This window comes from Mycobacterium sp. IS-1496 (genome assembly GCF_001499995.1).
Taxonomy (GTDB): Bacteria; Actinomycetota; Actinomycetes; order Mycobacteriales; family Mycobacteriaceae; genus Mycobacterium.
This window is the reverse complement of sequence record NZ_LQIU01000075.1, coordinates 148,771-172,613: the sequence shown is the minus strand read 5'-3', so window position 1 is coordinate 172,613 and position 23,843 is coordinate 148,771. Positions and strand designations below refer to the sequence as shown.

26 protein-coding genes are annotated in these 23,843 nt (G+C 67.9%); 13 read left to right on the top strand and 13 right to left on the bottom strand.

Annotated elements, in window-relative coordinates:
• Positions 1-1,028, bottom strand: a 1,028-nt coding sequence (locus AU195_RS24275) for a cbb3-type cytochrome c oxidase subunit I (RefSeq protein ID WP_172800707.1), incomplete at its 3' end; no start/stop codon positions are given.
• Between the two features lie 168 nt (positions 1,029-1,196).
• Between AU195_RS24275 and AU195_RS24270 the strand changes: the two genes are divergently transcribed.
• From AU195_RS24270 to AU195_RS24260, 3 genes are all read left to right on the top strand, one after another.
• Positions 1,197-2,297 carry an iron-siderophore ABC transporter substrate-binding protein gene (locus AU195_RS24270; protein WP_286149472.1) on the top strand — a complete coding sequence of 367 codons (1,101 nt, stop codon included), beginning with the start codon at positions 1,197-1,199 and terminating at the stop codon, positions 2,295-2,297.
• 47 nt (positions 2,298-2,344) lie between these two features.
• On the top strand, positions 2,345-2,620 hold the full coding sequence (locus AU195_RS24265) for a YciI family protein (protein ID WP_059161552.1): 276 nt from the start codon (positions 2,345-2,347) through the stop codon (positions 2,618-2,620).
• Positions 2,621-2,729: 109 nt separating this feature from the next.
• The gene (locus tag AU195_RS24260; RefSeq protein ID WP_059161551.1) at positions 2,730-3,782 is read left to right on the top strand and encodes an NAD(P)-dependent alcohol dehydrogenase; all 1,053 of its coding nucleotides are present in this window, start codon (positions 2,730-2,732) and stop codon (positions 3,780-3,782) included.
• A 57-nt stretch (positions 3,783-3,839) separates the two neighbouring features.
• Here AU195_RS24260 and AU195_RS24255 read toward each other — a convergent pair whose 3' ends face one another.
• Positions 3,840-4,799 (bottom strand): esterase family protein, encoded by a 960-nt coding sequence (locus AU195_RS24255; protein ID WP_059161550.1) that lies wholly within the window; start codon positions 4,797-4,799, stop codon positions 3,840-3,842.
• 349 nt (positions 4,800-5,148) lie between these two features.
• Here AU195_RS24255 and AU195_RS24250 point away from each other — a divergent pair, with 349 nt between their 5' ends.
• Positions 5,149-5,508 carry a hypothetical protein gene (locus AU195_RS24250; RefSeq protein ID WP_059161549.1) on the top strand — a complete coding sequence of 120 codons (360 nt, stop codon included), beginning with the start codon at positions 5,149-5,151 and terminating at the stop codon, positions 5,506-5,508.
• Positions 5,505-6,011 (top strand): hypothetical protein, encoded by a 507-nt coding sequence (locus tag AU195_RS24245; protein ID WP_286149471.1) that lies wholly within the window; start codon positions 5,505-5,507, stop codon positions 6,009-6,011. The genes AU195_RS24250 and AU195_RS24245 overlap by 4 nt, the downstream gene beginning before the upstream one ends.
• Here AU195_RS24245 and AU195_RS24240 read toward each other — a convergent pair.
• From AU195_RS24240 to AU195_RS24225, 4 genes are all read right to left on the bottom strand, one after another.
• Positions 5,995-6,924, bottom strand: a complete 930-nt coding sequence (locus tag AU195_RS24240; protein ID WP_059161548.1) for an SAM-dependent methyltransferase — start codon at positions 6,922-6,924, stop codon at positions 5,995-5,997. The genes AU195_RS24245 and AU195_RS24240 overlap by 17 nt on opposite strands.
• 102 nt (positions 6,925-7,026) lie before the next feature.
• A complete protein-coding gene (locus tag AU195_RS24235; protein ID WP_059161547.1) occupies positions 7,027-8,412 on the bottom strand; it encodes an MFS transporter in 1,386 nt (461 codons plus the stop codon).
• 66 nt (positions 8,413-8,478) lie between these two features.
• Complete coding sequence (locus AU195_RS24230; RefSeq protein WP_059161571.1) at positions 8,479-8,808, bottom strand: hypothetical protein; 330 nt, start codon at positions 8,806-8,808, stop codon at positions 8,479-8,481.
• 97 nt (positions 8,809-8,905) lie between these two features.
• Positions 8,906-9,664 carry an IclR family transcriptional regulator gene (locus tag AU195_RS24225; RefSeq protein WP_059161546.1) on the bottom strand — a complete coding sequence of 253 codons (759 nt, stop codon included), beginning with the start codon at positions 9,662-9,664 and terminating at the stop codon, positions 8,906-8,908.
• Positions 9,665-9,853: 189 nt separating this feature from the next.
• Between AU195_RS24225 and AU195_RS24220 the strand changes: the two genes are divergently transcribed.
• Positions 9,854-11,221 carry an MFS transporter gene (locus AU195_RS24220; protein ID WP_286149470.1) on the top strand — a complete coding sequence of 456 codons (1,368 nt, stop codon included), beginning with the start codon at positions 9,854-9,856 and terminating at the stop codon, positions 11,219-11,221.
• Entirely contained in the window at positions 11,218-11,994 is a 777-nt protein-coding gene (locus AU195_RS24215) for a 1,6-dihydroxycyclohexa-2,4-diene-1-carboxylate dehydrogenase (protein WP_059161545.1), read from the top strand. Before AU195_RS24220 ends, AU195_RS24215 begins: the two co-directional genes overlap by 4 nt.
• A 3-nt stretch (positions 11,995-11,997) precedes the next feature.
• Here the strand turns inward: AU195_RS24215 and nrdF are convergent, their stop codons facing one another.
• Entirely contained in the window at positions 11,998-12,960 is a 963-nt protein-coding gene (nrdF, locus tag AU195_RS24210; RefSeq protein ID WP_059161544.1) for a class 1b ribonucleoside-diphosphate reductase subunit beta, read from the bottom strand.
• A 138-nt stretch (positions 12,961-13,098) separates the two neighbouring features.
• Positions 13,099-13,839 (bottom strand): TetR/AcrR family transcriptional regulator, encoded by a 741-nt coding sequence (locus AU195_RS24205; protein WP_059161543.1) that lies wholly within the window; start codon positions 13,837-13,839, stop codon positions 13,099-13,101.
• A gap of 152 nt (positions 13,840-13,991) precedes the next feature.
• On the opposite strand from AU195_RS24205, the gene AU195_RS24200 reads away from it, so the two are divergent.
• Positions 13,992-15,173, top strand: coding sequence for an NAD(P)/FAD-dependent oxidoreductase (locus AU195_RS24200; protein WP_059161542.1), 1,182 nt, complete (start codon positions 13,992-13,994; stop codon positions 15,171-15,173).
• A gap of 123 nt (positions 15,174-15,296) precedes the next feature.
• Entirely contained in the window at positions 15,297-15,842 is a 546-nt protein-coding gene (locus AU195_RS24195) for a hypothetical protein (RefSeq protein WP_059161541.1), read from the top strand.
• 16 nt (positions 15,843-15,858) lie between these two features.
• On the opposite strand, the gene AU195_RS24190 is transcribed toward AU195_RS24195, so the two are convergent.
• The gene (locus tag AU195_RS24190; RefSeq protein ID WP_059161540.1) at positions 15,859-16,581 is read right to left on the bottom strand and encodes a LysR family substrate-binding domain-containing protein; all 723 of its coding nucleotides are present in this window, start codon (positions 16,579-16,581) and stop codon (positions 15,859-15,861) included.
• Between the two features lie 28 nt (positions 16,582-16,609).
• Between AU195_RS24190 and AU195_RS24185 the strand changes: the two genes are divergently transcribed.
• Complete coding sequence (locus AU195_RS24185) at positions 16,610-16,996, top strand: DUF5997 family protein (RefSeq protein ID WP_059161539.1); 387 nt, start codon at positions 16,610-16,612, stop codon at positions 16,994-16,996.
• 21 nt (positions 16,997-17,017) lie between these two features.
• Here AU195_RS24185 and nrdE read toward each other — a convergent pair whose 3' ends face one another.
• The 4 genes from nrdE to AU195_RS24165 form a co-directional block, all read right to left on the bottom strand.
• Positions 17,018-19,186: a class 1b ribonucleoside-diphosphate reductase subunit alpha gene (nrdE, locus tag AU195_RS24180; RefSeq protein WP_082703192.1), complete on the bottom strand. Its 2,169-nt coding sequence runs from the start codon at positions 19,184-19,186 to the stop codon at positions 17,018-17,020.
• Positions 19,153-19,617, bottom strand: coding sequence for a class Ib ribonucleoside-diphosphate reductase assembly flavoprotein NrdI (nrdI, locus tag AU195_RS24175; protein ID WP_059161537.1), 465 nt, complete (start codon positions 19,615-19,617; stop codon positions 19,153-19,155). The genes nrdE and nrdI overlap by 34 nt, the downstream gene beginning before the upstream one ends.
• Before the next feature lie 40 nt (positions 19,618-19,657).
• Positions 19,658-19,900: a redoxin NrdH gene (locus AU195_RS24170; RefSeq protein WP_059161536.1), complete on the bottom strand. Its 243-nt coding sequence runs from the start codon at positions 19,898-19,900 to the stop codon at positions 19,658-19,660.
• Between the two features lie 449 nt (positions 19,901-20,349).
• Positions 20,350-20,892, bottom strand: coding sequence for an NAD(P)H-dependent oxidoreductase (locus AU195_RS24165; RefSeq protein WP_059161535.1), 543 nt, complete (start codon positions 20,890-20,892; stop codon positions 20,350-20,352).
• Between the two features lie 83 nt (positions 20,893-20,975).
• Here AU195_RS24165 and AU195_RS24160 point away from each other — a divergent pair, with 83 nt between their 5' ends.
• Genes AU195_RS24160 through AU195_RS24150 form a run of 3 tightly spaced genes read left to right on the top strand, consistent with a single transcriptional unit; the run spans position 20,976 to position 23,840 of the window.
• A complete protein-coding gene (locus tag AU195_RS24160) occupies positions 20,976-21,578 on the top strand; it encodes a TetR/AcrR family transcriptional regulator (protein WP_082703191.1) in 603 nt (200 codons plus the stop codon).
• A gap of 3 nt (positions 21,579-21,581) precedes the next feature.
• Positions 21,582-22,658, top strand: a complete 1,077-nt coding sequence (locus AU195_RS24155; RefSeq protein ID WP_059161533.1) for a DNA polymerase IV — start codon at positions 21,582-21,584, stop codon at positions 22,656-22,658.
• 9 nt (positions 22,659-22,667) lie between these two features.
• Positions 22,668-23,840, top strand: a complete 1,173-nt coding sequence (locus AU195_RS24150) for an AAA family ATPase (RefSeq protein WP_059161532.1) — start codon at positions 22,668-22,670, stop codon at positions 23,838-23,840.
• The last annotated feature ends 3 nt before the right edge of the window (positions 23,841-23,843 follow it).

The window sequence follows — 23,843 nt, the reverse complement described above, 5'->3', positions numbered from 1 at the left end:
TTGAAGAACTTGATCCCGGTCGGCACCGCGATGAGGAACGTCATGAACGAGAAGAACGGCAGCAGCACCGCGCCGGTCGCGTACATGTGGTGTGCCCACACCGCCACCGACAGCGCCGCGATCGCGATGGTCGCGTAGATCAGCGTGGTGTAGCCGAAGATCGGCTTACGCGAGAACACCGGGAAGATCTCGCTGACGATCCCGAAGAACGGCAGCGCGATGATGTAGACCTCGGGGTGGCCGAAGAACCAGAACAGGTGCTGCCACAGCAGCACACCGCCGTTGGCCGGGTCGTAGATGTGGGCACCGAGGTGGCGGTCGGCGGCCAGGCCGAACAGCGCGGCGGTCAGCAGCGGGAAGGCCAGCAGCACCAGGATCGAGGTCACCAGGATGTTCCAGGTGAAGATCGGCATCCGGAACATCGTCATACCGGGGGCGCGCATGCAGACCACGGTGGTGACCATGTTGACGCCACCGAGGATGGTGCCCAGACCACCGACGGCCAGACCCATGATCCACAGGTCACCACCCGCGCCGGGCGAGTGGATGGCGTCGGTCAACGGCGAGTAGGCGGTCCAGCCGAAGTCCGCGGCGCCGCCGGGGGTGATGAAGCCGGCCAGCGCGATCAGCGCACCGAACAGGAACAGCCAGAACGACAGCGCGTTGAGGCGGGGGAACGCCACGTCCGGGGCGCCGATCTGCAGCGGCAGCACCAGGTTCGCGAACCCGAACACGATCGGGGTGGCGTAGAACAGCAGCATCACCGTGCCGTGCATGGTGAACAGCTGGTTGTACTGCTCATTCGACAGGAACTGCAGTCCGGGGACCGCCAGCTCGGTGCGCATGAACAGCGCCATCAACCCGCCGATCAGGAAGAACGCGAAGCAGGCGATGCAGTACATGATGCCGATCAGCTTGTGATCGGTGGTCGTGATGACCTTGTAGAACAGGTTGCCCTTGGGACCGAGGCGCTCCGGGAACGGACGACGTGCCTCGAGTTCTCCGATTGGGGGCGCTTCCGCTACCAAGAGGTCCTCCAAAAGTTCTGTCGGCGATTGCCCGCCTTGCTGGCACGAATCCTATCGTTCGACGCGGCCAGGTTCAGCCTGGGTCCTACAAAGTGTCGTAATCGCTCGTCGGGCACGCCGCGGCTCGGCCCGGCCGATGGTCGCGACCAGGATGTTACCGTCGGGCCCGTGCTGATCGGCCGACCGCAGACGAGGACGCGAACCGGGGCGGGGGCGACGATATCGGCGGCGCTGATCGCCACACTCGTGGCGGGCCTGACCGGGTGCGGATCGACCGACGCCGACCCCGCGTCGTCGGCGCCGATGTCGTCGCTCATCACCAGCACCACCCGCATCGCGGGCGCCGGGGTGCTCGGCAACGAGCGCAGGCCCGACGAGTCGTGCGCGCCCGAACCCGCCCGCGTCGACCCCGGCACGCCGGAGCGCGAGGTGCGCCACGCCGCCGGTGAGACGCGGGTGACGGCCGATCCCCGGCGCATCGTGGTGCTCTCCGGTGACCAGCTCGACGCGCTGTGCGCGTTGGGACTGCAGTCGCGCGTCGTGGCCGCGGCGCTGCCCGACGGCCGGGACGAGCAGCCGTCGTATCTCGGGGCGGTGATCCACGACGTCGCGCCGGCGGGCACCCGGTCGGCCCCGGATGTCGACGCGATCCGCGCGGCCGCGCCGGACCTGATCCTCGGGTCGCAGGCACTGACACCGGAGCTGTTCGACGCGCTCGGCCAGATCGCGCCGACGGTGTTCACCGGGCCCCCGGGCGCCGATTGGCAGGCGAACCTGCGCACGGTCGGGGCCGCCACCGGACGGTTCGGCGCCGCGGGCGGGCTGCTCGACGGTTTCGCCGACGTCGCCCGCAGGACCGGGACGGACAACGACGCCGCCCACTACCAGGTGTCGGTGGTGCAGCTGACCGACGACTCGGTGCGGGTCTACGGGGCCCGCAACTTCGCGGGCAGCGTGCTGGCCGAGGTGGGCCTCGACCGGCCGGCCGCCCAGCGCTTCACCGACGAACCGTTCGTGGAACTCGGCACCGGCGACTCACCGGACTACGCGATCGCCGACGCCGACATCGTCTACGTGTCGTTCGACTCGCCGGCCGCTCGCGACAACGCACCGGCGATCCTCGACGGCGACGCCTGGCGCGCGCTCTCGGCCGCGCAGGACGGCCGGGTGTATGTGGTGAACAACGAGGTGTGGCAGGCCGGTCAGGGCATCGTGGCCGCCCGCGGCATCCTTTCCGACCTCCGCTGGGTCAACGCGCCGATCAACTAGTCGTTCCCTTCGGGCGGCGTCGGGCACCGTCGACTACCCTTCGGCCGGTGTTCCACGTGCTGACCCTGACCTATCTGAAACCGCTCGACGTCATCGACGAGTCGCGGCCCGCCCACCTCGAGTGGCTGGCCAACGAGGTCGATGCGGGGCGGATCCTGTTGGCCGGCCGGGTCGAGGCCCAGACCGGTGCCGTACTCGTCACCGGCGACATCAGCGCCGAGGAGGCCGACGCGATCGCGGCCGCGGACCCGTATTCGAAGGCCGAGGTGGTGTCGTATACGCGGACGTCGTTCAACGGAGCCTTCCGGGCGCCGGGCCTCTAGGATCGGATTCACTTCCCGATCGGGAATCGATCTGTTCCCGCGACCCGTTGCCTGTACGGGGGTGCCGCATCGTCGCGGCCCGAAATGCGAATTCCGAACCAGAGGACTGATGGCTACCACCATTTCCGCGTACGCCGCCACGTCGGCGACCGAACCGTTGACCGAGACCACGATCACCCGCCGCGACGTCGGCCCACACGATGTCGCGTTCGACATCCACTTCAGCGGCATCTGCCATTCCGACATCCACACCGTCCGGGGTGAATGGGGTCGGTCGACCTATCCGATCGTGCCCGGTCACGAGATCGCCGGCGTGGTGACCGCCGTCGGCGCCGAGGTGACCGGGTTCAAGGTCGGCGACCGCGTGGGCGTCGGGTGTTTCGTCGACTCGTGCCGAGAATGCGACAACTGTCGCGCCGGGATCGAGCAGTACTGCACGGGCTCCGGGATGGTCGGCACCTACAACGCCGTCGGCCGGGACGGTGAGCGCACCCAGGGCGGCTACAGCGGCGCGATCGTCGTCGACGAGAACTACGTGCTGCACATTCCTGACGCTCTGCCTCTCGAGGCCGCCGCACCGCTGCTGTGCGCGGGCATCACCACCTACTCTCCGCTGCGGCACTGGAACGCCGGCCCGGGAAGCCGGGTTGCGGTGATCGGCCTCGGCGGGCTGGGTCACCTGGCCGTCAAGATCGCCAAGGCGATGGGCGCGGAGGTGACGGTGCTCAGCCAATCGCTGAAGAAGATGGAGGACGGTCTGCGGTTGGGCGCCGACGCGTACTACGCCACCTCCGACAAAGAGACCTTCGGCGCGTTGAAGGGGTCCTTCGACCTGATCCTCAACACCGTCTCGGCCAACATCGACCTCGGCGGCGTGCTGAGCCTGCTGCGCGTGGACGGCACGCTGGTCGAACTGGGGATGCCCGAGAACCCGATGTCGGTGGCTGCGGGCGCGCTGATCGGCGGCCGCCGCAGCATCGCGGGCTCGCTGATCGGCGGTATCGCCGAGACCCAGGAGATGCTGGACTTCTGCGCCGAGCACGGCGTGCGTCCGGAGATCGAGCTGATCGAGCCGGCCTACATCAACGAGGCCTACGAGCGCGTGATCGCCAGCGATGTGCGCTACCGGTTCGTCATCGACACGGCGGCACTGCGAAGCTGACCGACGACAGCGGCCGGATCGCGGGTCATCCCGCGATCCGGCCGCTGTCGTTTCGGCTCAGGCGCCCAGCGTGCGCTGGATGTCGCCCTTCATGGCGTTGAGCTGCGAACCCCAGTAGCCCCATCCGTGGGTGCCGTTGGGCGGGAAGTTGAAGGTCGCGTTGCTGCCTCCAGCACCCTGGTAGGCCTGCTTGAAGGCCTGGTTGCTGTCCTGGGTGATGTTCTCGAGCAGCTGGCCGGGGATGTCGCCACCGCCGCCGAGGTCACCCGGCCTGCCGTTGCCGGTGTACACCCAGAGGCGGGTGCCGTTGGCCGCCAGCCGGCCCGCCTGGAGCGTCGGGTCGTTGCGCTGCCACGCCGGACCGCCGCCGGGACCCCACATCGCGGTGGCGTCGAAGCCGCCGGAGTCGCGCATCGCGAAGCCGACCAGCGTCGGCCAGATGCCCTGCGACAGGTTGAGGAAGCCGGAGAGCGAGCCCGCGTAGCTGAATTGCCCGGGGTAGTACGCGGCCAGGATCAGCGCCGAGCTGCCCGACATCGACAGACCGACGACGGCGTTGCCGCTGGGCGAGATGCCCTTGTTGGCCGCCAGGTACGCCGGCAGCTCCGAGGTCAGGAACGTCTCCCACTGGTAGTTGTAGGTGGTTCCGTTGCCGACGGCCGGGCTCTGCCAGTTGGTGTAGAAGCTGGACATGCCGCCGACGGGCATGACGACCGACAGTCCGGATTCGAAGTAGTTCTCGAAGGCCGCGGTCTCGATGTCCCAGCCGCTGTTGTCGTCGCGTGCGCGCAATCCGTCGAGCAGGTAGACGGCCTTGGTGCCGCCCCCCTGGAACTTGACCGGGATGTCGCGGCCCATGGCGGCCGACGGCACCATCAGCGTCTCGACCGGCAGTCCCGGGCGGGAGTACGCGCCGGCCGTCGCCGTACCGCCGGCGACGGCGATCAGTCCCGGCAGCAGGACGGCTGCCAGGGCGCCGGCCATCAGCCGGCGCCGAAAAGTCTGTAGAAATCTCATCTCGTGTTCGCCATCCTCTTGAGGCTCGCCGTTGTGGCGGGCGTTCCGTAAAGGGTCAGCTGACCGTGCCGCTGGTTGGCACCCCGCATTCGCAAACGGTTCACCGCTGAACCGATGCCGCACCTCATACGTCGCCCGGTGATGCCCCGGCGTTACGTCGTCGAAACACGCCGCTGCGTCCTGGTTCTCCGTCGGTTCACCCGCCGCATGACACAGCACCGCACCTCAGGCGCGTCTTCGACAACGAGCAGCGAACTCGCTCCGACGCCTGAGCCCGCAGATCATCAAAGCCGTCCGGCGCGCCGCGCGGGCGTCCTACACTCGCATCGCGACCAGGAAGGAGAGGAAAATGCCTGGTAAGGCAAGGCTTTCCTTGATCACACTGACCATTGCCGTGGTGTTGTCGGCGGCGGGCTGCGGTGGTTCGACCACGACGGAGGACACCGGATCCGCAGGTCCAGCAACCAGCTCGGCGCAGCCGGGCCCGGTCGGCGAGAAGGTGTCCGCCAACACCGCATCGGTGGAGGACATCACGGCCCGGCTGGAGGCGGCCGGTGTCCCCAATGCGGAGCGGTGGGCGGACGAGGTCGTCGAGTATCGCCCCTATCCGCCGGATGATCCGGATCTGCAGAAACTGCGGGACAACCTCGCGAAATACAACCCTGGCGAGGACACCGTCAACAAGATCGTCTCGGCTCTGACGCCGTGACGATCACGCAGACGAGGCCGTCCGCCCCGGGGACGACGGTCGTACGGCGGGCGCTGCTGGCGCTGACGCTGGCCGGTATCTGCGCGACCGCATTCGAACTGGCCTCAGAACGCCACTGGAACGATGTCGAACAGTTCATCCCCTGGTTCGCGCTGGCCGTGCTCGCGGTCGCGCTCCTTCTCGTGTGTCTGCGCAGCGAGCCGGCGCATCTGGTGGCTCGGGCGCTGAGTGTCCTGGTGATCTGCGCGTCGCTCTACGGCGTGATCGACCACGCGGCGGTCAACCACGATTCCGGGCCCCTCGACCAGCGGTACGCCGAGACCTGGGACGCGATGCCGGCGACCGAGCAGTGGTGGCTGGCGATCACCAAGGCCGTCGGGCCGGCGCCGACGCTCGCGCCCGGGATCCTGGCGCAGACCGCGTTGATGCTCGTCCTCGCGAGCCTGCTGCGGGTGCGGCGGCCCGAGGACGTCGCGGCAGGCCGCGTCACCGCCGACCGCTGAGGAAGGCACTGCGGGGGACGACGTCGGCGACGTCGTCGTCGGCCTCCCGGCCGTATCCGGCCATGGCGTCACCGACGTCGACGGCGTCGACGGTCCATCCGCGTCTCGCCAGCCAGTCCGCGACGTCGTCACGCTCGTCCACCACCCAGAGGGCCGATGCGTCCGGGAAGTCGCCGCCGCTTCTGGCCGCGGCGTCCCGACCGTGGTCGAAGCGGTCCTTGATGCGGGCCAGATTCGTCGGCTCGAAGAACTCGGGGGTGAGCACGTCGACGGCGATCCAGCTGCCGGAAGCACTCAGTGCGTTCATCCGATTCATCAGCTGGTCTTGCTCGGCCCCCGAGAAGTAGACCAGGAGTCCCTCCGCCAGCCACATGGTCGCTCGACGGGGATCGAAACCGGCCTCACACAACGGGTCACACCATTCGTCGCGTAGGTCGACCGGTACGGGGACACACGGCTCGGCCGCGGCCACACCGCGTTCGTCCAGGACTGAGTTCTTGAAGGCGAGCACCGCGGGCTGATCGATCTCGAACACCACGCTTCCCGAGTGTCGCGGCAGGCGCCACGCGCGCGCGTCCAGACCGGCGCCGAGGACGACCACCTGCGGCACTCCCGACTCGCCGGCGGCGAGGAACTGTTCGTCGAACCACCTCGTGCGCGTCGCGATGTAGTCCCACAGCGCCTCGAACCTCCGCCAGGCCAGCGGATCATCGTCGCGCACCCCTGCGAGCACGGCGTCGAACTGTGACGCGGCACCTTGCTCCTTCGCCGCATCGAGGAACATCTGGGCGTACGGGTCGTCGAACAACGGTTCCGCGAAGCCGGCCTCTCGCGCCCGTGCGAGGGCGGTGCTGATCGCCGTGGCACCGACGCTCTCCGACACATCCCAGTCGTCATGGTCGGTTCTTGTCATCGATGCCTCCCCCGAAGGCGATCGCCAGCGCCGCCTCCTAGGCCATGGTCGCGGGATGTGCTCGCCGAGACATCATCCGAACGGGTGAAGCACGAACCGGCGCTAGTGGACCGGCTGACCCACCGAATCCAGCGGGGCGTCTTTCGTCTCGCGCATGATCAGGACCGCGACGAACGTGAGCGAACCGGCGATCAACAGGTACACCCCCACCCAGCCGACGCCGTAGGTCGTCGCGAGCCAGGTGGCGATGAACGGGGCCACCGCGGCGCCGAGAATGCTCGACACGTTGTACGCGATGCCGGATCCCGTATAGCGCACGTTGGTCGGGAACAGCTCGGGCAGCACGGCGCTCATCGGGCCGAAGGTGAAGCCCATCAACGTCATTCCGATGATCAGGAACAGCACCATCGTCGTCGGTGAGGTGTCCGCGGACCCGAGCAGCGGGGCGAACAGCAGACCGTAGGCCATGATGCCCGCGGTGACCAGGAGCAGAGTGCGGCGTCGCCCGAACCGGTCGGCGCACAGGCCCGACAGCGGCAGGACCGCCGCGAAGAACAGCACCGCGATCAGCTGCATCTCGAGGAAGTCGACGTACGGGAAGCCGCGGCCGGTGCCCTCCGGCGGCTTCTTGCCGGTGCCGAAGCTCAGCGCCCACGTCGTGACGATGTAGAACAGCGTGTACGTCGCGAGCATCACGAACGTGCCGATGATCAACTGCCGCCAGCTCGTCCGGAACACCTCGGCCAGCGGCGCCTTGACCTTCTCGCCGCGCGCGACCGCGCGGGTGAAGACCGGGGTCTCCATGATGCGCAGGCGCACATAGAGCCCGAGCGCGACCATCACGGCGCTCAGCAGGAACGGCACGCGCCAGCCCCACGTCAGGAACGCCCCGTCCATGTCCGGGTCGACGTTGCTGTGCCCGAGCCACAGGATCAGCGCGAGGAACAGGCCGTTGGCCAGCAGAAAACCCAGCGGGGCGCCGAGTTGGGGCCACATCGCGGCCCAGCCGCGCTTGCCGGGCTTCGCGGTTTCGGTGGCCAGCAGGGCCGCGCCGCTCCATTCCCCACCCAGTGCCAGACCCTGCGAGAAGCGCATGATCGCCAGCAGCGCCGGGGCGATGATGCCCACCTGCGAGTAGGTCGGCAGCAGGCCGATCGCGAACGTCGCGATGCCCATCACCAGCAGCGAGGCGACCAGCGTGGTCTTTCGGCCGGCGCGGTCGCCGAAATGGCCGAACAGCACGGACCCGAGTGGGCGCGCGACAAAGGCGAGACCGAACGTGGCCAGCGACGCCAGCAGTGCCGTCGTCGAGTCGCTCTTCGGGAAGAACAGGTGCGGGAACACCGACACGGCCGCGGTCGCGTAGATGTAGAAGTCGTAGAACTCGATGGTCGTGCCGACCATCGACGCGACCACGATGCGTCGGCGGGGTACACCGCCCACCAGGTCGCCGACTGCGCGGTCCGTGTCCACGGCGTCGCTTGTCATGCACCGCACCCCTCCCCTGCCACCGGGTGTGGCACCGGCACATCATGCCAGCGAGTGCGCTGGGAGTTATCCCTCGCCGCCGAGTTCGGTTTGGTCGCGCTCGTTCTCGGCAGTGTCCTGGGCCATCACCGACCCCTCGAGCCACTCCTGCACATCGCCGCCGAGGCGGTCCGCGCACAGCTGGGCGAAGTCGAGGGCCTGTACCGCCATTGCCGCCAACACCTTCATGGCGCGTCCGCTGTGGTGTATCTCCGCCATCAGCGCGATGAGCGCGTCGTTTTCCTCGGCGTTCAACGCCGACAGGTACCGGCGGGCATCGGCGAACTCCCGGTCGACATGGGCCAGCTTGCGCCGGAAATCGTCGGGTGACGGAAGGTTGGCGTGCGTGTCGGTCATCGGCATCTCTTCGGGTCGCGGGCCAACCCCATTCTTGGGGTCAACCCGTGCCGGTGGTGCCGTTCCGGGTTTTCGGCTGGGTAATTCGGCCGCTGGGTCAGGTCAGGGCGGCTGCCGCCTCGACCAAACCGGAGTGGGTCGCGAGCAGGCTCGCGTCGTCGCCTCGGTCGATCGGGACGGTGGCACACAGGGCGACGCGCTCGCGCCAGGTGCGGCCGCGCAGTGCCACGGCCGTACCGCACAACCCGGTCTGGGCTTCCTGCCTGCTGAAGGCGAGTCCGGTGCGCCGGATGGTGGCGAGTTCGTCGAGCAGTTCGGGCACCGAGCCGATGGTGTACGGCGTCACCTTCGCCAACTGCCGCCGCGGGTACAGCGCGCGGACGTGGTCGTCGGTGAGCTGCGAGAGCAGCAGCTTGCCCGCCGAGATGGCGTGCGCCGGGCGAAAATAGCCCTGCTGCAGGGTGGCTCGCACCGGCCGGTCCGGTTCGATGCCGTCGAAGAACAACACCTGGGTACCGACGACGGTGGCCACGTGCACGGTCTCACCAGTGAGTTCGACCGCGCGCCGGAGGATGGGCAGCAGGCGGGCACGGTCGTCGAGATCGACGCCGCGCGGTCGGGCCAGGTCCAGCAGGACCGGTCCGGGGAAGTAGCCGCGGCCCGTCGGACCCAGGATGACGATCCCGCGGTTGCGCAGCGTGTTGAGGATCCGGTAGGCGCTCGACCGCGAGCAGGCCAACTCCCGCGCCACCGATGTCACGTTGATGCTGTCGGAGTTGGTGAACATCATCATTACCCGCAGCCCCGAATCCAGCGACGACAGGTGTTCGCCGATCGGTTCGGATTCCCCGGCCATGACCCCCACTTGTCCCGCTATACGAGTCAAAACGCGACTTTAAGCGATATCAGATTCTTATTAGTCCCGTATGACGAGACTTCTCGGCCCGACGCTGGAGCGTACCGACCGGGCTGTGTCCTACTGGTCGTAATTCGTCAGGTGAGAGCCGCAACACACCTGGTTCCGAGTTTCGAGAAAGGCCCCGCCATGTCCCTGCCCGTGCCGATTCAGGTGCAGTCGGTGATCGACGACACGCCGATGAACGCCAAACGCTGGAGCGTGGTCGCGCTCTGCTTCACGATCGCCCTGCTCGACGGCTTCGACACGCAATCGATCGCGTTCATCAGCTCCTCGATCGCCGACGAATTCGCCATGTCGACCGCGGCGATGACCGCGGTGATCACCGCCAGCACCGTCGGCATGGCACTGGGCGCCGTCACCCTCGGCTCGATCGGTGACCGCATCGGTCGCAAGCGCGCGATCCTGTTGGCGCTGACCATCTTCGGCGTGTTCTCGTTCTTGGGCGCGTTCTCCCAGAACCCCTGGCAGATCGTCGCGCTGCGCTTCCTGATCGGAGTGGGCATGGGTGGCGCCACCCCGTCGCTGCTCGCGCTGGCCGCCGAGTACAGCCCGGCGGCGACGCGAAAGGTGTCCATGACGCTTGTGCTGCTGGGCCTGCCCGGAGGCGCCATGCTGGGCGGCGTCGTCGCCGCCGCGTGGTTGCCGGTCCTCGGCTGGCGCGGCATCTTCCTGCTGGGCGGTGTGCTGCCGCTGATCATGGTGGCGCTGGTGGTGTTCCGGCTGCCGGAGTCGCCGAGCTATCTGGTCACCCGCCCCGACGCCGCAAGCCAGGGCAGGGCCCGCGAGCTGCTGCGCCGGATCACCGGGGCGACGATCCCCGAGGACGCGGTGCTGCAGCCGGAGGAACGCGAGGAGGCCGCCGGGTCGGTGCGCGCGCTGTTCGCCGTCGAGTACCGCACCTCCACGATCACGATCTGCTCGATCTACCTGGCGAACTGGATCGCGTGGTTCCTGTTGCTGCAGTGGACACCGACCGCGCTGCACCAGGCCGGCTTGTCCAAGGAACAGGCCGCCACCGGCACCATCGTCGTCAACGGCGCGTTCATCGCGTTCTCGTTCCTGGTCACCGTGCTGCTGGCGCGGATGGCGGTCCGCCCGCTGCTGCTCGGCATGTTCGGCCTCGGCATCGCGGTGGCGCTCGGCCTGTCCGTCAGCGGCTCCAACTGGACGCTCACGTTCGGCCTGATCGCGTTGGCAGGCCTGGGTATCGGCGGCCAGCAGCTGGTGCTCAACTACCTGATCGCGGAGACCTACCCGACGCAGCTGCGTGGCACCGCCACCGGCTTCTCGATCGGCATCGGCCGGACCGGTGCGATCATCGGCTCGGCGCTGGGCGGTTGGATGCTGGGCAGCTTCGGCGTCGGCGGCTACTTCGGTCTGATCGCGGTCCCGCTCGCCATCGCCGCGCTGGCCACTCTGGCGCTGCGCCCGCGGCGGCGTCGCCCGTCGGTGGACGAGGCCGAGGAGCGCGTCGTGGCGGTCGAGGCACGATGATGCGGTTCACCGGCAAGGTCGCGGTGGTGACCGGGGCGGCACAGGGCATCGGCCGGGGCGTGGCCGTCGGTATCGCGGCCGAGGGCGGCGCCGTGGTGCTGGCGGACCGCTCCGAGCGCGTCCACGCCGTCGGCGAGGAGATCGCCGGCACCGGCGCCCACGCCAGCGCGTTCGTGTGTGATCTCGAAACCTACGACGGCGCAACAGATCTGATGGACTTCGCGGTGGCGCAGTTCGGACGCGTCGACGTGCTGGTCAACAACGTCGGGGGCACGATCTGGCGCAAGCCGTTCGAGCACTACGACGAGAAGCAGATCCTGGCGGAGTTAAACCGGTCGCTGCTGCCGACGCTGTGGTGTTCGCGGGCGGTGCTGCCGCACATGATCGACCGCGGGGCGGGCGTCATCGTCAACGTCTCGTCGAACGCGACGCGGAGCGTCAACCGGGTGCCCTACGCGGCCGCCAAGGGCGGCGTCAACGCGATGACCGCCTCGCTGGCGTTCGAGGCGGCCGGCAAGGGCATCCGGGTGGTGGCGACGGCGCCGGGCGGTACCGAGGTGCCGGCCGGCGGTATCCCGCGCAACCCCGAACCGCTCAGCGCCGACGAACAGCGCTGGCACGAGGAGACGGTGGTGCAGAGCACCGAGAGCACCTTCCTCAAGCGGTACAGCACGCTCGAGGAACAGGTGCGCCCGATCCTGTTCATGGCCTCCGACGACGCGAGTTACATCACCGGCACGGTGCTGGAGGTCAGCGGCGGCGACCGCGGCTGAGAGTCAGAAGTCCCAGTCCTCGTCTTCGGTCACCACGGCCTTGCCGATCACATAGCTGCTGCCCGAGCCGGAGAAGAAGTCGTGGTTCTCGTCGGCGTTGGGGCTCAGCGCGGACAGGATCGCCGGGTTGACGTCGGTCTCGTCCTTCGGGAACAGCGCCTCGTAGCCGAGGTTCATCAGCGCCTTGTTGGCGTTGTAGCGCAGGAACTTCTTGACGTCCTCGCTGAGGCCGACACCGTCGTACAGGTCCTGGGTGTACTCGACCTCGTTGTCGTAAAGCTCGAAGAGCAGCTCGTAGGTGTAGTCCTTGAGCTCCTGCTTGCGGGTCTCGGTCTCCAGGGCCAGCCCGCGTTGGAACTTGTAGCCGATGTAGTACCCGTGCACGGCCTCGTCGCGGATGATCAGCCGGATCATGTCGGCGGTGTTGGTGAGCTTGGCCCGGCTCGACCAGTACATCGGCAGGTAGAAGCCGGAGTAGAACAGGAAACTCTCCAGCAGCGTGGAGGCGACCTTGCGCTTGAGCGGGTCGTCACCCTTGTAGAAGTCCATGACGATCTGCGCCTTGCGCTGCAGGTTGGGGTTCTCCTCCGACCAGCGGAACGCCTCGTCGATCTCGGCGGTCGAGCACAGCGTGGAGAAGATGTTGCTGTAGCTCTTGGCGTGCACCGACTCCATGAACGCGATGTTGGTGTACACCGCCTCCTCGTGCGGGGTGAGCGCGTCGGGGATGAGGCTGACCGCGCCGACGGTGCCCTGGATGGTGTCGAGCAGCGTCAGGCCGGTGAACACCCGCATCGTGAGCTGCTTCTCGTGGTCGTTGAGGGTGCCCCAGGACGGGATGTCGTTGGACACGGGCACCTTCTCCGGCAACCAGAAGTTGCCCGTGAGCCGCTCCCACACCTCGGCGTCCTTGTCGTCCTGCAGGCGGTTCCAGTTGATCGCCGAGACGCGGTCAATCAGCTTCATGCCATCACTCACCAGAACCCCACTTCACCAGGTGTTTTCGCCAGTTCGCCGCAGGCCCCGCGGCTACTGCCGACACTACTCGTAGTAGCCGACACCACGAGCGAACCCCACATATTGGGTTTGCGGCGTGTCGCGCGCTCAGGCGACGTGTTCCTGTCGACGCACACCCTCGTGCAGCGGAAGGTCCGGGTCGATGGCGATGCCGAGCAGTTCGCACGTCCCGTTGATGGACCCGATCATGATGGTCGTGAGGTGGGCGACGAACTCCTCCGAAGGCATCCGCCGGGGACTGTCCTGTTCGGCGCCCAGCCACCAGTCGGTGGCCGAGGCGATCGACCCGAATGCGGCGTAGGCGGCGAGTTCGAGCGCGGCGGCGTCCAGCTCGATCTCCCGCAGCTCGTTGTCGAACAGCTCGGCCATCGCGATCGTGATCTCGCGGCTCTCGTTGAGTGCGCGCATGGTCGATTCGCTCTGCTCGGCGAAGCGGCCCTGGATCAGGAACCGGATGACGTTGGGGTGCTCGTCGACCAGCCGCACGTACTGTTCGACGCTGCGCCGGATGACCTCCCGACCGGAGTCCACGGACAGGTCTATCGACGGGAAGATGGCCGCCCACAACATGTCCCGCAGCCGCTGTCCGATGGCCTGGAAAAGGTCGGACTTGTCGGTGAAATGGCGGTAGATCTTGGGCTTGGCGGTGCCGGCCTCTTCGGCGATCTCCCGCAGGCTGACCTCGGGACCCTGCCGGTCGATGGCCCGGAACGCGGCGTCGACGATCTCCGAGCGCACCTTCTTGCGGTGCTCGCGCCAGCGTTCGCTGCGCGCGTCCACTTTGCCGCCCGGTTCACCCCCGGTGCGTGCTCTCGAACCTCGTCGCACCCGCTCACTGTACTCGCTTCGATGCCGCTGACCTGCTCAGAACCCCACCGCGGCGGTGTTGCGGGCGGGCCGGTGGGGCGCTCGCCCGCGCAGCCGCCACGACGTACCTTGGGTACTATCTGTCGCGACAGCCCACAGACGAGACGAGATTCATGACACAGCGATACGACCTGGTCATCGCAGGTGGCGGCCCTTCGGGCTCGGCCGCCGCGTGGCAGGCCGCGCAGACCGGCGCCAAGGTGGTCGTCCTGGACAAGGCCGTGTTCCCCCGCGACAAACCGTGCGGCGACGGCCTGACCGCCCGGGCGGTGAGCTACCTGCAGAAGATGGGCCTGGCCGACGAGGTCGCCACCTTCCACCGGGTCAACCGCGTGACGGTCTTCAGTCCCAGCGAGTGGGAGCTGTCTTTCCCCAAACGCCCCGGGATGCCCGACCACGGCCACACCGTCAGCCGCACCCACCTGGACACCGTGCTGCTCAAGCACGCCGAGTCCGCCGGTGCGGAAGTGCGCCAGGGCGCGGAGGTCACCGGCCCCGAACTCGACGCCAACGGCCGGGTGATCGGTGTGACGCTCAAGGGCGGCGAGAAGGTCTACGGCGATGCGGTGATCGCCGCCGACGGCGCCTACTCCCCCATCAAGCGCGCGCTGAAGATCGATTCGCAGTACAACGGCTACTCGGCCATCGCGATCCGGTCGGAGATGCACGCCAACCGGCCGGACTCCGACAGCCTCGACATCTATCTCAAGCTCGCGTTCCAGGGCGATCAGCTGCCCGGTTACGGCTGGGTGTTCCCGATGGGCGACGGCATCTTCAACATTGGCCTGGGCTACGTCAACAGCTACAAGAACTGGCAGTCGATCAACGCCACCCAGTTCCTCGGCGAATTCCTGCGCACGCTGCCGCGCGAGTGGGATCTGCCGCCGATCGAGGAACTGAAGAAGAACAAGAGCGTGCGGGCGTGGCGCTTGCCCATGGGCTTCACGGCGTGGCCGCCGTGGCGTCCGGGCGTGCTGTTCACCGGCGACTCGCTCGGCGCGGGGAAGCCGGCGTCGGGCGCGGGGATCTCCAAGGCCCTCGAGTCCGGGTTGGCCGCCGGTGAGTGTGCGATCGCAGCGCTGACCAACGGCGGACCGGACGACTTCACCAACTACGCGCAGCGGATGGAAGCCGCGTGGGGCCGGGAGTACAAGCGGGGCCGCTACTTCCACAAGCTGGCCGGCATCCCCGCTGTCGCGAACACCGGCATCAAGTTGATCGACAACGCCTTCTTCCGGGACCGGATGCTCAAGGCGCTGTACAAGAAAGAGCAAGGCCCGCAGCACAAGTACTGAGATTTCCGCCCCGCCGAGTCATCGGCGCGCGCCGGGTGCCGACCTTCGGGTCTGCACCCGGCGCTTCTTTTCCGCCCGACCGCGCGCTCGGCGAGGCGCCGGTCCTGGCCCTACCCTGGCGCCATGCCAGGACTCGGCGCCGACGCCGCACACCTCCTTATGGCAGACGGCACGGTGGCGATGGCGCCGGGCCTGTCCGACGACGAGGTCGCCCGCGTCGAGTCGTCGTTCGGGTTCACCTTCGCCGACGATCACCGGGAGTTCCTGACCACCGGGTTGCCGGTCGGCGAGGCGTGGCCTAACTGGCGCGCGGACGGACACCGAAACCTCGACAAGCAGCTGCGGCTACCGGCCGACGGCATCCTGTTCGCGGTGGAGTGGAAGCAGTTCTGGGACGCCCGGTGGGGCAAGCGTCCGGCCCGCATGAAGGACGCCCTGCGCAGCGCGGCGTACCAGTTGGTGCGGGTGCCGCGAATGGTGCCGGTGCACTCGCACTGCTACCTGCCCGCCGGACCGGATTCGTCGGGGCATCCGGTGCTGTCGATCTATCAGGACGACATCCGGGTCGTTGCCGCCGACCTACTCGACTACGTCGCAAGGCTGTCCGCGCCCGATGGTCCGCCGACCGCGGCGCCGACGGTCGCGTTCTGGTCTGACCACGTGCGCTGAGGCGCTCCGGAGCGCGTCAGCGCCGACCGCGCTGGGCCCGTCCGGGTTTGCGGGCGACCTTGCCCGCCGCGGCTCGGGCGGCCTGCTTGGCGAGGGTCTTCTCCCGTGCGGTGCGTTTCGGCGCCGGCTCGGCCTGTCCGCGCGACGATCCGGGCTTGCGACCCCGCACGATGCCGATGAACTCCTCGAGCAGCGGCGGCTGCGGGCCCTCCGGAAAGGCCAGCGACACCGTGCTGGTGGGGGCGTCGGTGATCGGGCGGTAGGTGAGGTCCTTGCGGTGATACAGCCGCGCCAGCGATTGCGGAACGATGAGCACACCGATCCCTGCGGCGACGAGTTCTATTGCCTCTGCAGTGGTTTCGGGCCGATGGTCGACCGGGGTGCCGGGCGCGCCCGCCCAGGCGAGCACGTCGTCGAGGGGCAGCAGCGTGGGCTCGCCGTCGAGGTCCGCGGTGGTGAGCTCATCGGCGGCCGTGAGTACGTGCTCGGTCGGCACCACGGCGACCGTCGTCTCCTCGTAGAGGGGAATCAGTGCCAGCCCGGTTGTGTCGGCCGGTAACCGGAGCACCGCCACGTCGACGGTGCCGGCCCGCACTTCGGCGGCCGCGTCCGCCGCGGGGACGGCGCGCACGTGCAGCGGAACGTCGGGGTGGCGCTCCGCCCATTTCCGCGCCCACTTCGCGGGTGTCCCGCCGGGGACGTACCCGAGGGTGAGCGAGGGCAGCGAGGACGAAGCCACCGCCTCAGGCTACCGATAAGCTCGTGCCATGAGCAGGCCGAACGCGCAGTCCATGAAGCCCGCCACGGCGGCCAAGAAACTGGACGTGTACTTGCCCGCGACGCCGGCCGAGTTCCAAGAGAACCCGATCACCCGCACCGAACTGGCCGCCCTGCAGGCGGATCCACCGCAATGGCTCAAGGACCTCCGCAAGAACGGGCCGCATCCGAAGAACCTCGTGGCGGCCAAGCTCGGTGTCTCGATCGCCGCTCTCGCGCGCAACGGCGTCGAGAGTGCGCTCACCACCGAGCAGATCGATCAGCTGCTCGAGGAGAAACCGGAGTGGCTGGTCGCCGAACGCGAGAACTACCAGGAGGTGCTGCGCGAACAGCGACGCCTCAAGGCGCAGCGGGCCGAACAGGCTCACGAGAGCTGATCGCGTCGGGCGGAGCTCAACTCACAGCATGCAGCTGACGCAACCCTCGACTTCTGTTCCCTCCAAAGCCATTTGACGCAGCCGGATGTAGTACAGCGTCTTGATGCCCTTGCGCCACGCGTAGATCTGCGCCTTGTTCACGTCGCGCGTGGTCGCGGTGTCCTTGAAGAACAGCGTCAGGCTCAGCCCCTGGTCGACGTGCTGGGTAGCCGCCGCATAGGTGTCGATGATCTTCTCGTAGCCGATCTCGTACGCGTCCTGGTAGTACTCCAGGTTGTCGTTCGTCAGGTACGGCGCCGGATAGTAGACGCGGCCGATCTTGCCTTCCTTGCGGATCTCGATCTTGCTCGCCACCGGGTGGATCGAGCTGGTCGAGTGGTTGATGTAGGAGATCGACCCCGTCGGCGGAACGGCCTGCAGGTTCTGGTTGTAGATGCCGTGCGCCTGCACCGAGTCCTTCAACCGCTTCCAGTCGTCCTGGTTCGGGATCCGGATGCCCGCGTCGGCGAACAGCTGCCGGACCCGTTCGGTCTTGGGCTCCCACGGCTGCTCGGTGTACTTGTCGAAGAACTCACCCGAGGCGTACTTCGAGCGCTCGAACCCCTTGAAGCGCGTACCGCGTTCGATCGCAATGCGATTCGACGCCCGCAGTGCGTGGTAGAGCACCGTGTAGAAGTAGATGTTCGTGAAGTCGACGCCCTCGTCGGACCCGTAGAGGATCCGCTCGCGGGCCAGGTAGCCGTGCAGGTTCATCTGCCCGAGCCCAATTGCGTGGGAGTCGTTGTTGCCCTGCTCGATCGACGGCACCGAGGTGATCGACGTCTGGTCGCTCACCGCGGTCAGCGCGCGGATGGCCACCTCGATGGTCTGCGCGAAGTCCGGGGAGTCCATCGCCTTGGCGATGTTCAGCGAGCCGAGGTTGCACGAGATGTCCTTGCCGATCTTCTTGTAGGACAGATCGTCGTTGAACTCCGACGGCGTCGAGACCTGGAGGATCTCCGAGCACAGATTCGAGTGCGTGATCTTCCCGTCGATCGGGTTCGACCGGTTCACCGTGTCCTCGTACATGATGTACGGGTAACCCGACTCGAATTGCAGCTCGGCCAGGGTCTGGAAGAACTCGCGCGCCTTGATCTTCGTCTTGCGGATCCGGCTGTCGTCGACCATCTCGTAGTACTTCTCGGTCACCGAGATGTCGGCGAACGGCAGGCCGTACACGCGCTCGACGTCGTACGGCGAGAACAGGTACATGTCCTCGTTCTTCTTCGCCAGCTCGAACGTGATGTCCGGGATCACCACACCGAGCGACAGCGTCTTGATGCGGATCTTCTCGTCGGCGTTCTCGCGCTTTGTGTCGAGGAACCGGTAGATGTCCGGGTGATGGGCGTGCAGGTACACCGCGCCGGCACCCTGCCGCGCGCCCAGCTGGTTGGCGTAGGAGAACGAATCCTCGAGCAGCTTCATGATCGGGATGACACCCGAGGACTGGTTCTCGATGTTCTTGATCGGGGCGCCGTGTTCGCGGATGTTGCTCAGCAGCAGCGCAACTCCGCCACCGCGCTTCGACAGCTGCAACGCCGAGTTGATGGAGCGGCCGATCGACTCCATGTTGTCCTCGATCCGCAGCAGGAAGCAGCTGACCGGCTCACCGCGCTGCTTCTTGCCGGAGTTGAGGAACGTCGGCGTGGCCGGCTGGAACCGGCCGTCGATGATCTCGTCGACGAGCTTCTCGGCCAACGTGGTGTCACCGGCGGCAAGTGTCAGCGCCACCATCACGACGCGGTCCTCGAAGCGCTCGAGGTAGCGCTTCCCGTCGAATGTCTTGAGCGTGTAAGAGGTGTAGTACTTGAACGCCCCGAGGAAGGTCGGGAATCGGAACTTCTTGGCGTAGGCGCGATCGAGCAGCGTCTTGACGAAGTTGCGTGAGTACTGGTCGAGGACCTCGCGCTCGTAGTACTCCTTCTGGATCAGGTAGTCGAGCTTCTCGTCCTGATTGTGGAAGAAGACGGTGTTCTGGTTGACGTGCTGCAGGAAGTACTCGCGGGCGGCGAGCACGTCCTTGTCGAACTGAATCCGGCCGTCCTTGTCGTACAGATTCAGCATCGCGTTCAGCGCGTGGTAGTCGGTCTCCCCGGGGAGCGCGTGCGCGCCGGTGGTTACAGGCTCTGCAGCTGTGACGGTTGGTGGCACGTCGGTTGGTCCTTCCGGGAAGATTCAGCCCAAAAATCAGTCAGTCCCGCTCGAACGGCGTGCACGTCCTCCTGTGTGCCCATCAGCTCGAAGCGGTAGAGATAGGGAACGCCGCACTTGCGGGACACCACGTCGCCCGCGTAGCCGAACTCGGCGCCGAAATTGGTGTTGCCCGCGGCGATGACGCCGCGGATCAACGACCGGTTGTGTTCGTTGTTGAGGAATGCGATGACTTGTTTGGGGACGTAACCCCCGGCGTCGGGATCGGGACCGTTCGCGTGGCCGCCGCCGTAGGTGGGCAGCACCAGTACGTAGGGTTCGTCGACCTCGATGCGGCCGTGCAGGGGAATCCTGGTCGCGGGCAACCCCAACTTCTCGATGAAGCGGTGGGTGTTCTCCGAGACGCTGGAGAAATACACCAGGTTGCCCATCACAGTCCTTCCCGCCGGATCCGCAGTACCCGCGTACCCGTCAGGCGGTCGTCGCCACCGCTCCGGACAGCGCCTTGATCCGGTCCGGGCGGAAGCCCGACCAGTGGTCCTTGCCGGCCACCACCACGGGAGCCTGCAGGTAACCCAGCGCCATGACGTAGTCGCGGGCCTCGCTGTCGAGCGAGATGTCCACGACCTCGTAGTCGATGCCCTGCTTGTCCAGCGCCTTGTAGGTGGCGTTGCACTGCACGCATGCGGGCTTGGTGTACACGGTGACGGTCATCTGCGGTACGGCTCCTTACGCGAACGGCGATAGTGAGATCAAATCGGACTGGCAACTGCATCGGTACTTCGTGCCGCTACGTTGTTCAGCGGTCCGCAGGCTCCGGAAATTCCTGGTCGGCCGGGTGCGTCTCCGGCGGACCGGATAGCCGACTGCACTGGTTCCTGCGCTCCGGCCGGCCCCCGAACCCTGGTGGCCTGTCGGTAGGCAAGACACTACACCTAGTGGCCGACATCGCGGACAGATACAAGATGTTCTGAACAACATTCATGGAATTCCCAGGTCGTAAGCTCCGGCGGACCGATGCGTACGGCGTGTCGCCACGCCGGACGCGAGGTGTGTCGCTATATATGGGTAGGTCTACCACCGGGCACCGACAACCGGCCCGCGGTCGGAGCCGTCCCGATGCGCCCAGCAAACGCATCGGGGTCACCGGGCCGTCCGATCACTCACCCGATGGAGGCCACGAGCTTTCCGATCACGTCGCCGACGGCCGCGACGACAGCGGTGTTCTCGCGGGGGTGCGCACCGTCGAACGACGACGCCGGTACCGACAGCTCGAGATCCTCGATCACCCGCGCACCCGCGATGCCGAAGGACTTGCGGGTCTCGTCGTGCGCCCACTTCCCGCCGTAGCGGCCGAGCGCGGCGCCCACCACCGCCAGCGGCTTGTCCTTGAGCGCGCCGTCGCCCCACGGCCGCGACAGCCAGTCGATCGCGTTCTTGAGCACGGCCGGGATGCTGCCGTTGTATTCGGGCGTGATCACCAACGCCGCGTCGGCGCCCGCGGCCGCGGCGCGGAGCGCGCGCACCGGCTCGGGCACCGAGTCGGTGTCGAGGTCCTCGTTGTAGAACGGCACCTCGGCGAGGCCGTCGAAGACGCGCAGCGTGACGCCGTCGGGAGCGGAGTCGACCGCCACCTCGGCGAGCTGCCGGTTGATCGACGCCTTCCGCAGGCTGCCGACGAGGACCAGGACGTTCACATCCGACATGTCAGTTCCTTTCGCGTCTCACTGTTGCCCTCCATCTAACCGGACTGCAGTCCGATTCATTCCGGCGGGTTACAGTCGACAAGGTGAGCGCCCCCGACCGGATGGCCCCGCTGCCGCTGACCGATGCGCCGCAGGAGCGCGGGGACGCCGCGCGCAACCGCCTGCTGCTGCTCGAGGCTGCACGCCGGCTGATCGCCGAACGGGGTGCCGGTGCGGTCAGCACCGACGCCATCGCCGCGGCCGCGGGCGTCGGCAAGGGCACGCTGTTCCGCCGCTTCGGCAGCCGGGCCGGTCTGATGATGGTTCTGCTCGACGAGGACGAGAAGGCGCTGCAGCAGGCCTTCCTGTTCGGGCCGCCGCCGCTCGGACCCGGCGCCCCGCCGCTGGACCGGTTACTGGCGTACGGACGCGCCCGGCACGCGTTCGTCCACGGCCACCACGCCCTGCTCTCCGATGCCGGACGTGACCCGCAGACCCGATTCACCGGACCGTTCCGCTTGCATCACGCCCACGTCCGGATGCTGCTGCAGTCGGCGGACACCACCGGCGACCTCGACGCGCAGACCTCCGCCCTCACCGGCCTCCTCGAGGCCGACTACATCGAGCACCGCCTCGCCGACGGCGCCACGCTCGACGAGGTGGCCGACGCCTGGGAGGACGTCGCCGTCAAGCTGTGTGGGCGGTGAGGCGTGCCGCGCTGGATCCTGCACGTCGACCTCGACCAGTTCCTCGCCTCGGTCGAGTTGCGCAGGCACCCCGAACTTGAAGGGCTCCCCGTCATCGTCGGCGGCAGCGGTGACCCGACCGAACCGCGCAAGGTGGTCACCTGCGCGTCGTACCGGGCGCGCGAGTTCGGGGTGTACGCCGGGATGCCGCTGCGCGCGGCGGCGCGGCGATGCCCGGACGCGACGTTCCTGCCGTCGGACACCGCGGCCTACGACGAGGCCTCCGAACAGGTGATGGGGCTGTTGCGGGATCTGGGCCACCCGGTCGAGGTGTGGGGCTGGGACGAGGCCTATCTCGGCGCGGACGTCGACGATCCGTTCGCGTTGGCCGAGCGCATCCGCGAGGTGGTCGCAGGCACCGGCCTGTCGTGCTCGGTCGGCATCAGCGACAACAAACAGCGCGCGAAGGTGGCCACCGGGTTCGGGAAACCGGCCGGGGTCTTCATGCTCACCGACGCCAACTGGATGTCCGTGATGGGCGACCGCCCGGTCGACGCGCTGTGGGGGGTCGGGCCCAAAACGGCGAAGAAGCTTGCCGCCATGGGGATCGCCACCGTGGCCGACCTCGCCGCCACCGACGCCCCGGCGCTCACGTCGGCGTTCGGGCCGACGACCGGGTTGTGGATCCTGTTGCTGGCCAAGGGCGGCGGCGACGACGGTGTCAGCGCTCAGCCATGGGTGCCCCGGTCGCGCAGCCATGCGGTCACCTTCCCGCGGGATCTCACCGACCGTGCCGAGATGGCCGCCGCGGTGAGGCGCCTGGCCGAGCAGACGCTGACCGAGGTCGTCGAGGCAGGCCGCGTGGTCACCCGCGTCGCGGTGACCGTGCGCACCAGCAGCTTCTACACCCGCACGAAGATCCGTAAGCTGAGCGCCCCGACCACCGACACCGGCGTCGTCGCCGCGACCGCCCTCGACGTTCTCGCGCTGTTCGACCTCGACCGGCCGATCCGGCTCCTCGGGGTGCGCCTCGAGTTGGCGATGCCGGAAAACGTCGCGGTGCCGGATCCCCCTGGAACGGTTGTCACCGCGGACCCATAGCCTCGCCTCATGCTCCAGACTGTGGCGATCCGCGGCTACCGCTCCCTGCGCGACGTGGTGCTGCCGCTGCGCCGGCTGACCGTGGTGACCGGCGCCAACGGAAGCGGTAAATCGTCGCTGTACCGCGCACTGGGGCTGTTGGCCGACTGCGGTCGCGGTGAGGTGATCGGGTCGCTGGCCCAGGAGGGCGGGCTGGAGTCGGTGCTGTGGGCCGGCCCCGAACAGCTCGCGGGCGCCCGCCGCACGGGCACCACCGAGGGCACCGTGCGGACCCGCCCCGTTTCCCTCGAACTCGGTTACGCCGCAGACGATGTCGGCTATCTCGTCGATCTCGGACTGCCCCAGCACGCCGGTCCGGGGTCATTGTTCGCCCGCGACCCGCAGATCAAGCGTGAAGCGGTGTTCGCCGGTCCGGTGCTGCGCCCCGCGTCCGCACTGGTGCGTCGCGGCGGTCAGTACGCCGAGGCCAGTGCCGAATCGGGGCGCGGCTTAGACGAACTGACGCGGGCGCTGCCGTCGTACCGCAGCGTGCTCGCCGAATACACCGGTGCACTGCCCGAACTCACCGCCGTGTACGACCGGTTGCGGAACTGGCGGTTCTACGACGGGTTCCGGGTGGACGCGGCGGCGCCCGCACGCCGTCCGCAGGTGGGTACCCGGACACCGGTGCTGTCGGCGGACGGCAGCGACCTGGCGGCCGCCGTGCAGACCATCATCGAGGCGGGTTTCGACGACCTCGCCCGCGCGGTCGCCGACGCGTTCGACGGTGCGACGGTCGAGATCGCCGTCCACGACGGGCTCTTCGACCTGCGGCTGCGCCAGCGCGGGATGCTACGTCCGCTGCGGTGTGCCGAATTGTCCGACGGCACACTGCGTTTCCTGCTGTGGGCGGCGGCGCTGCTCAGCCCGGAGCCGCCGACGTTGATGGTGCTCAACGAACCGGAGACCTCGCTGCACCCGGACCTCGTCCGGCCGTTGGCCGCACTGGTGACCGCGGCCGCCGCGCGGACACAGGTCGTGGTCGTCACCCACTCCCCCGCGATGGTCGAACTGCTGGGCGCCGCACCTCTCGACGAGGACGGCGACGCCGTCCGGCTCGCGCTGTACAAGGAGTTCGGCGAGACCCGGGTCGACGGACAGGGACTGTTGAGCACCCCGCCGTGGGACTGGGGTAAGCGCTGAACC

Bases quoted from the DNA above. Each gene is read 5' to 3' on its own strand.
- AU195_RS24260 (WP_059161551.1), top strand. From the start codon at position 2,730: ATGGCTACCACCATTTCCGCGTACGCCGCCACGTCGGCGACCGAACCG.
- AU195_RS24255 (WP_059161550.1), bottom strand. From the start codon at position 4,799: ATGAGATTTCTACAGACTTTTCGGCGCCGGCTGATGGCCGGCGCCCTG.
- AU195_RS24250 (WP_059161549.1), top strand. From the start codon at position 5,149: ATGCCTGGTAAGGCAAGGCTTTCCTTGATCACACTGACCATTGCCGTG.
- AU195_RS24240 (WP_059161548.1), bottom strand. From the start codon at position 6,924: ATGACAAGAACCGACCATGACGACTGGGATGTGTCGGAGAGCGTCGGT.
- AU195_RS24235 (WP_059161547.1), bottom strand. From the start codon at position 8,412: ATGACAAGCGACGCCGTGGACACGGACCGCGCAGTCGGCGACCTGGTG.
- AU195_RS24230 (WP_059161571.1), bottom strand. From the start codon at position 8,808: ATGACCGACACGCACGCCAACCTTCCGTCACCCGACGATTTCCGGCGC.
- AU195_RS24225 (WP_059161546.1), bottom strand. From the start codon at position 9,664: ATGGCCGGGGAATCCGAACCGATCGGCGAACACCTGTCGTCGCTGGAT.
- AU195_RS24220 (WP_286149470.1), top strand. From the start codon at position 9,854: ATGTCCCTGCCCGTGCCGATTCAGGTGCAGTCGGTGATCGACGACACG.
- AU195_RS24215 (WP_059161545.1), top strand. From the start codon at position 11,218: ATGATGCGGTTCACCGGCAAGGTCGCGGTGGTGACCGGGGCGGCACAG.
- nrdF (WP_059161544.1), bottom strand. From the start codon at position 12,960: ATGAAGCTGATTGACCGCGTCTCGGCGATCAACTGGAACCGCCTGCAG.
- AU195_RS24200 (WP_059161542.1), top strand. From the start codon at position 13,992: ATGACACAGCGATACGACCTGGTCATCGCAGGTGGCGGCCCTTCGGGC.
- AU195_RS24195 (WP_059161541.1), top strand. From the start codon at position 15,297: ATGCCAGGACTCGGCGCCGACGCCGCACACCTCCTTATGGCAGACGGC.
- AU195_RS24185 (WP_059161539.1), top strand. From the start codon at position 16,610: ATGAGCAGGCCGAACGCGCAGTCCATGAAGCCCGCCACGGCGGCCAAG.
- nrdI (WP_059161537.1), bottom strand. From the start codon at position 19,617: ATGGGCAACCTGGTGTATTTCTCCAGCGTCTCGGAGAACACCCACCGC.
- AU195_RS24170 (WP_059161536.1), bottom strand. From the start codon at position 19,900: ATGACCGTCACCGTGTACACCAAGCCCGCATGCGTGCAGTGCAACGCC.
- AU195_RS24165 (WP_059161535.1), bottom strand. From the start codon at position 20,892: ATGTCGGATGTGAACGTCCTGGTCCTCGTCGGCAGCCTGCGGAAGGCG.
- AU195_RS24150 (WP_059161532.1), top strand. From the start codon at position 22,668: ATGCTCCAGACTGTGGCGATCCGCGGCTACCGCTCCCTGCGCGACGTG.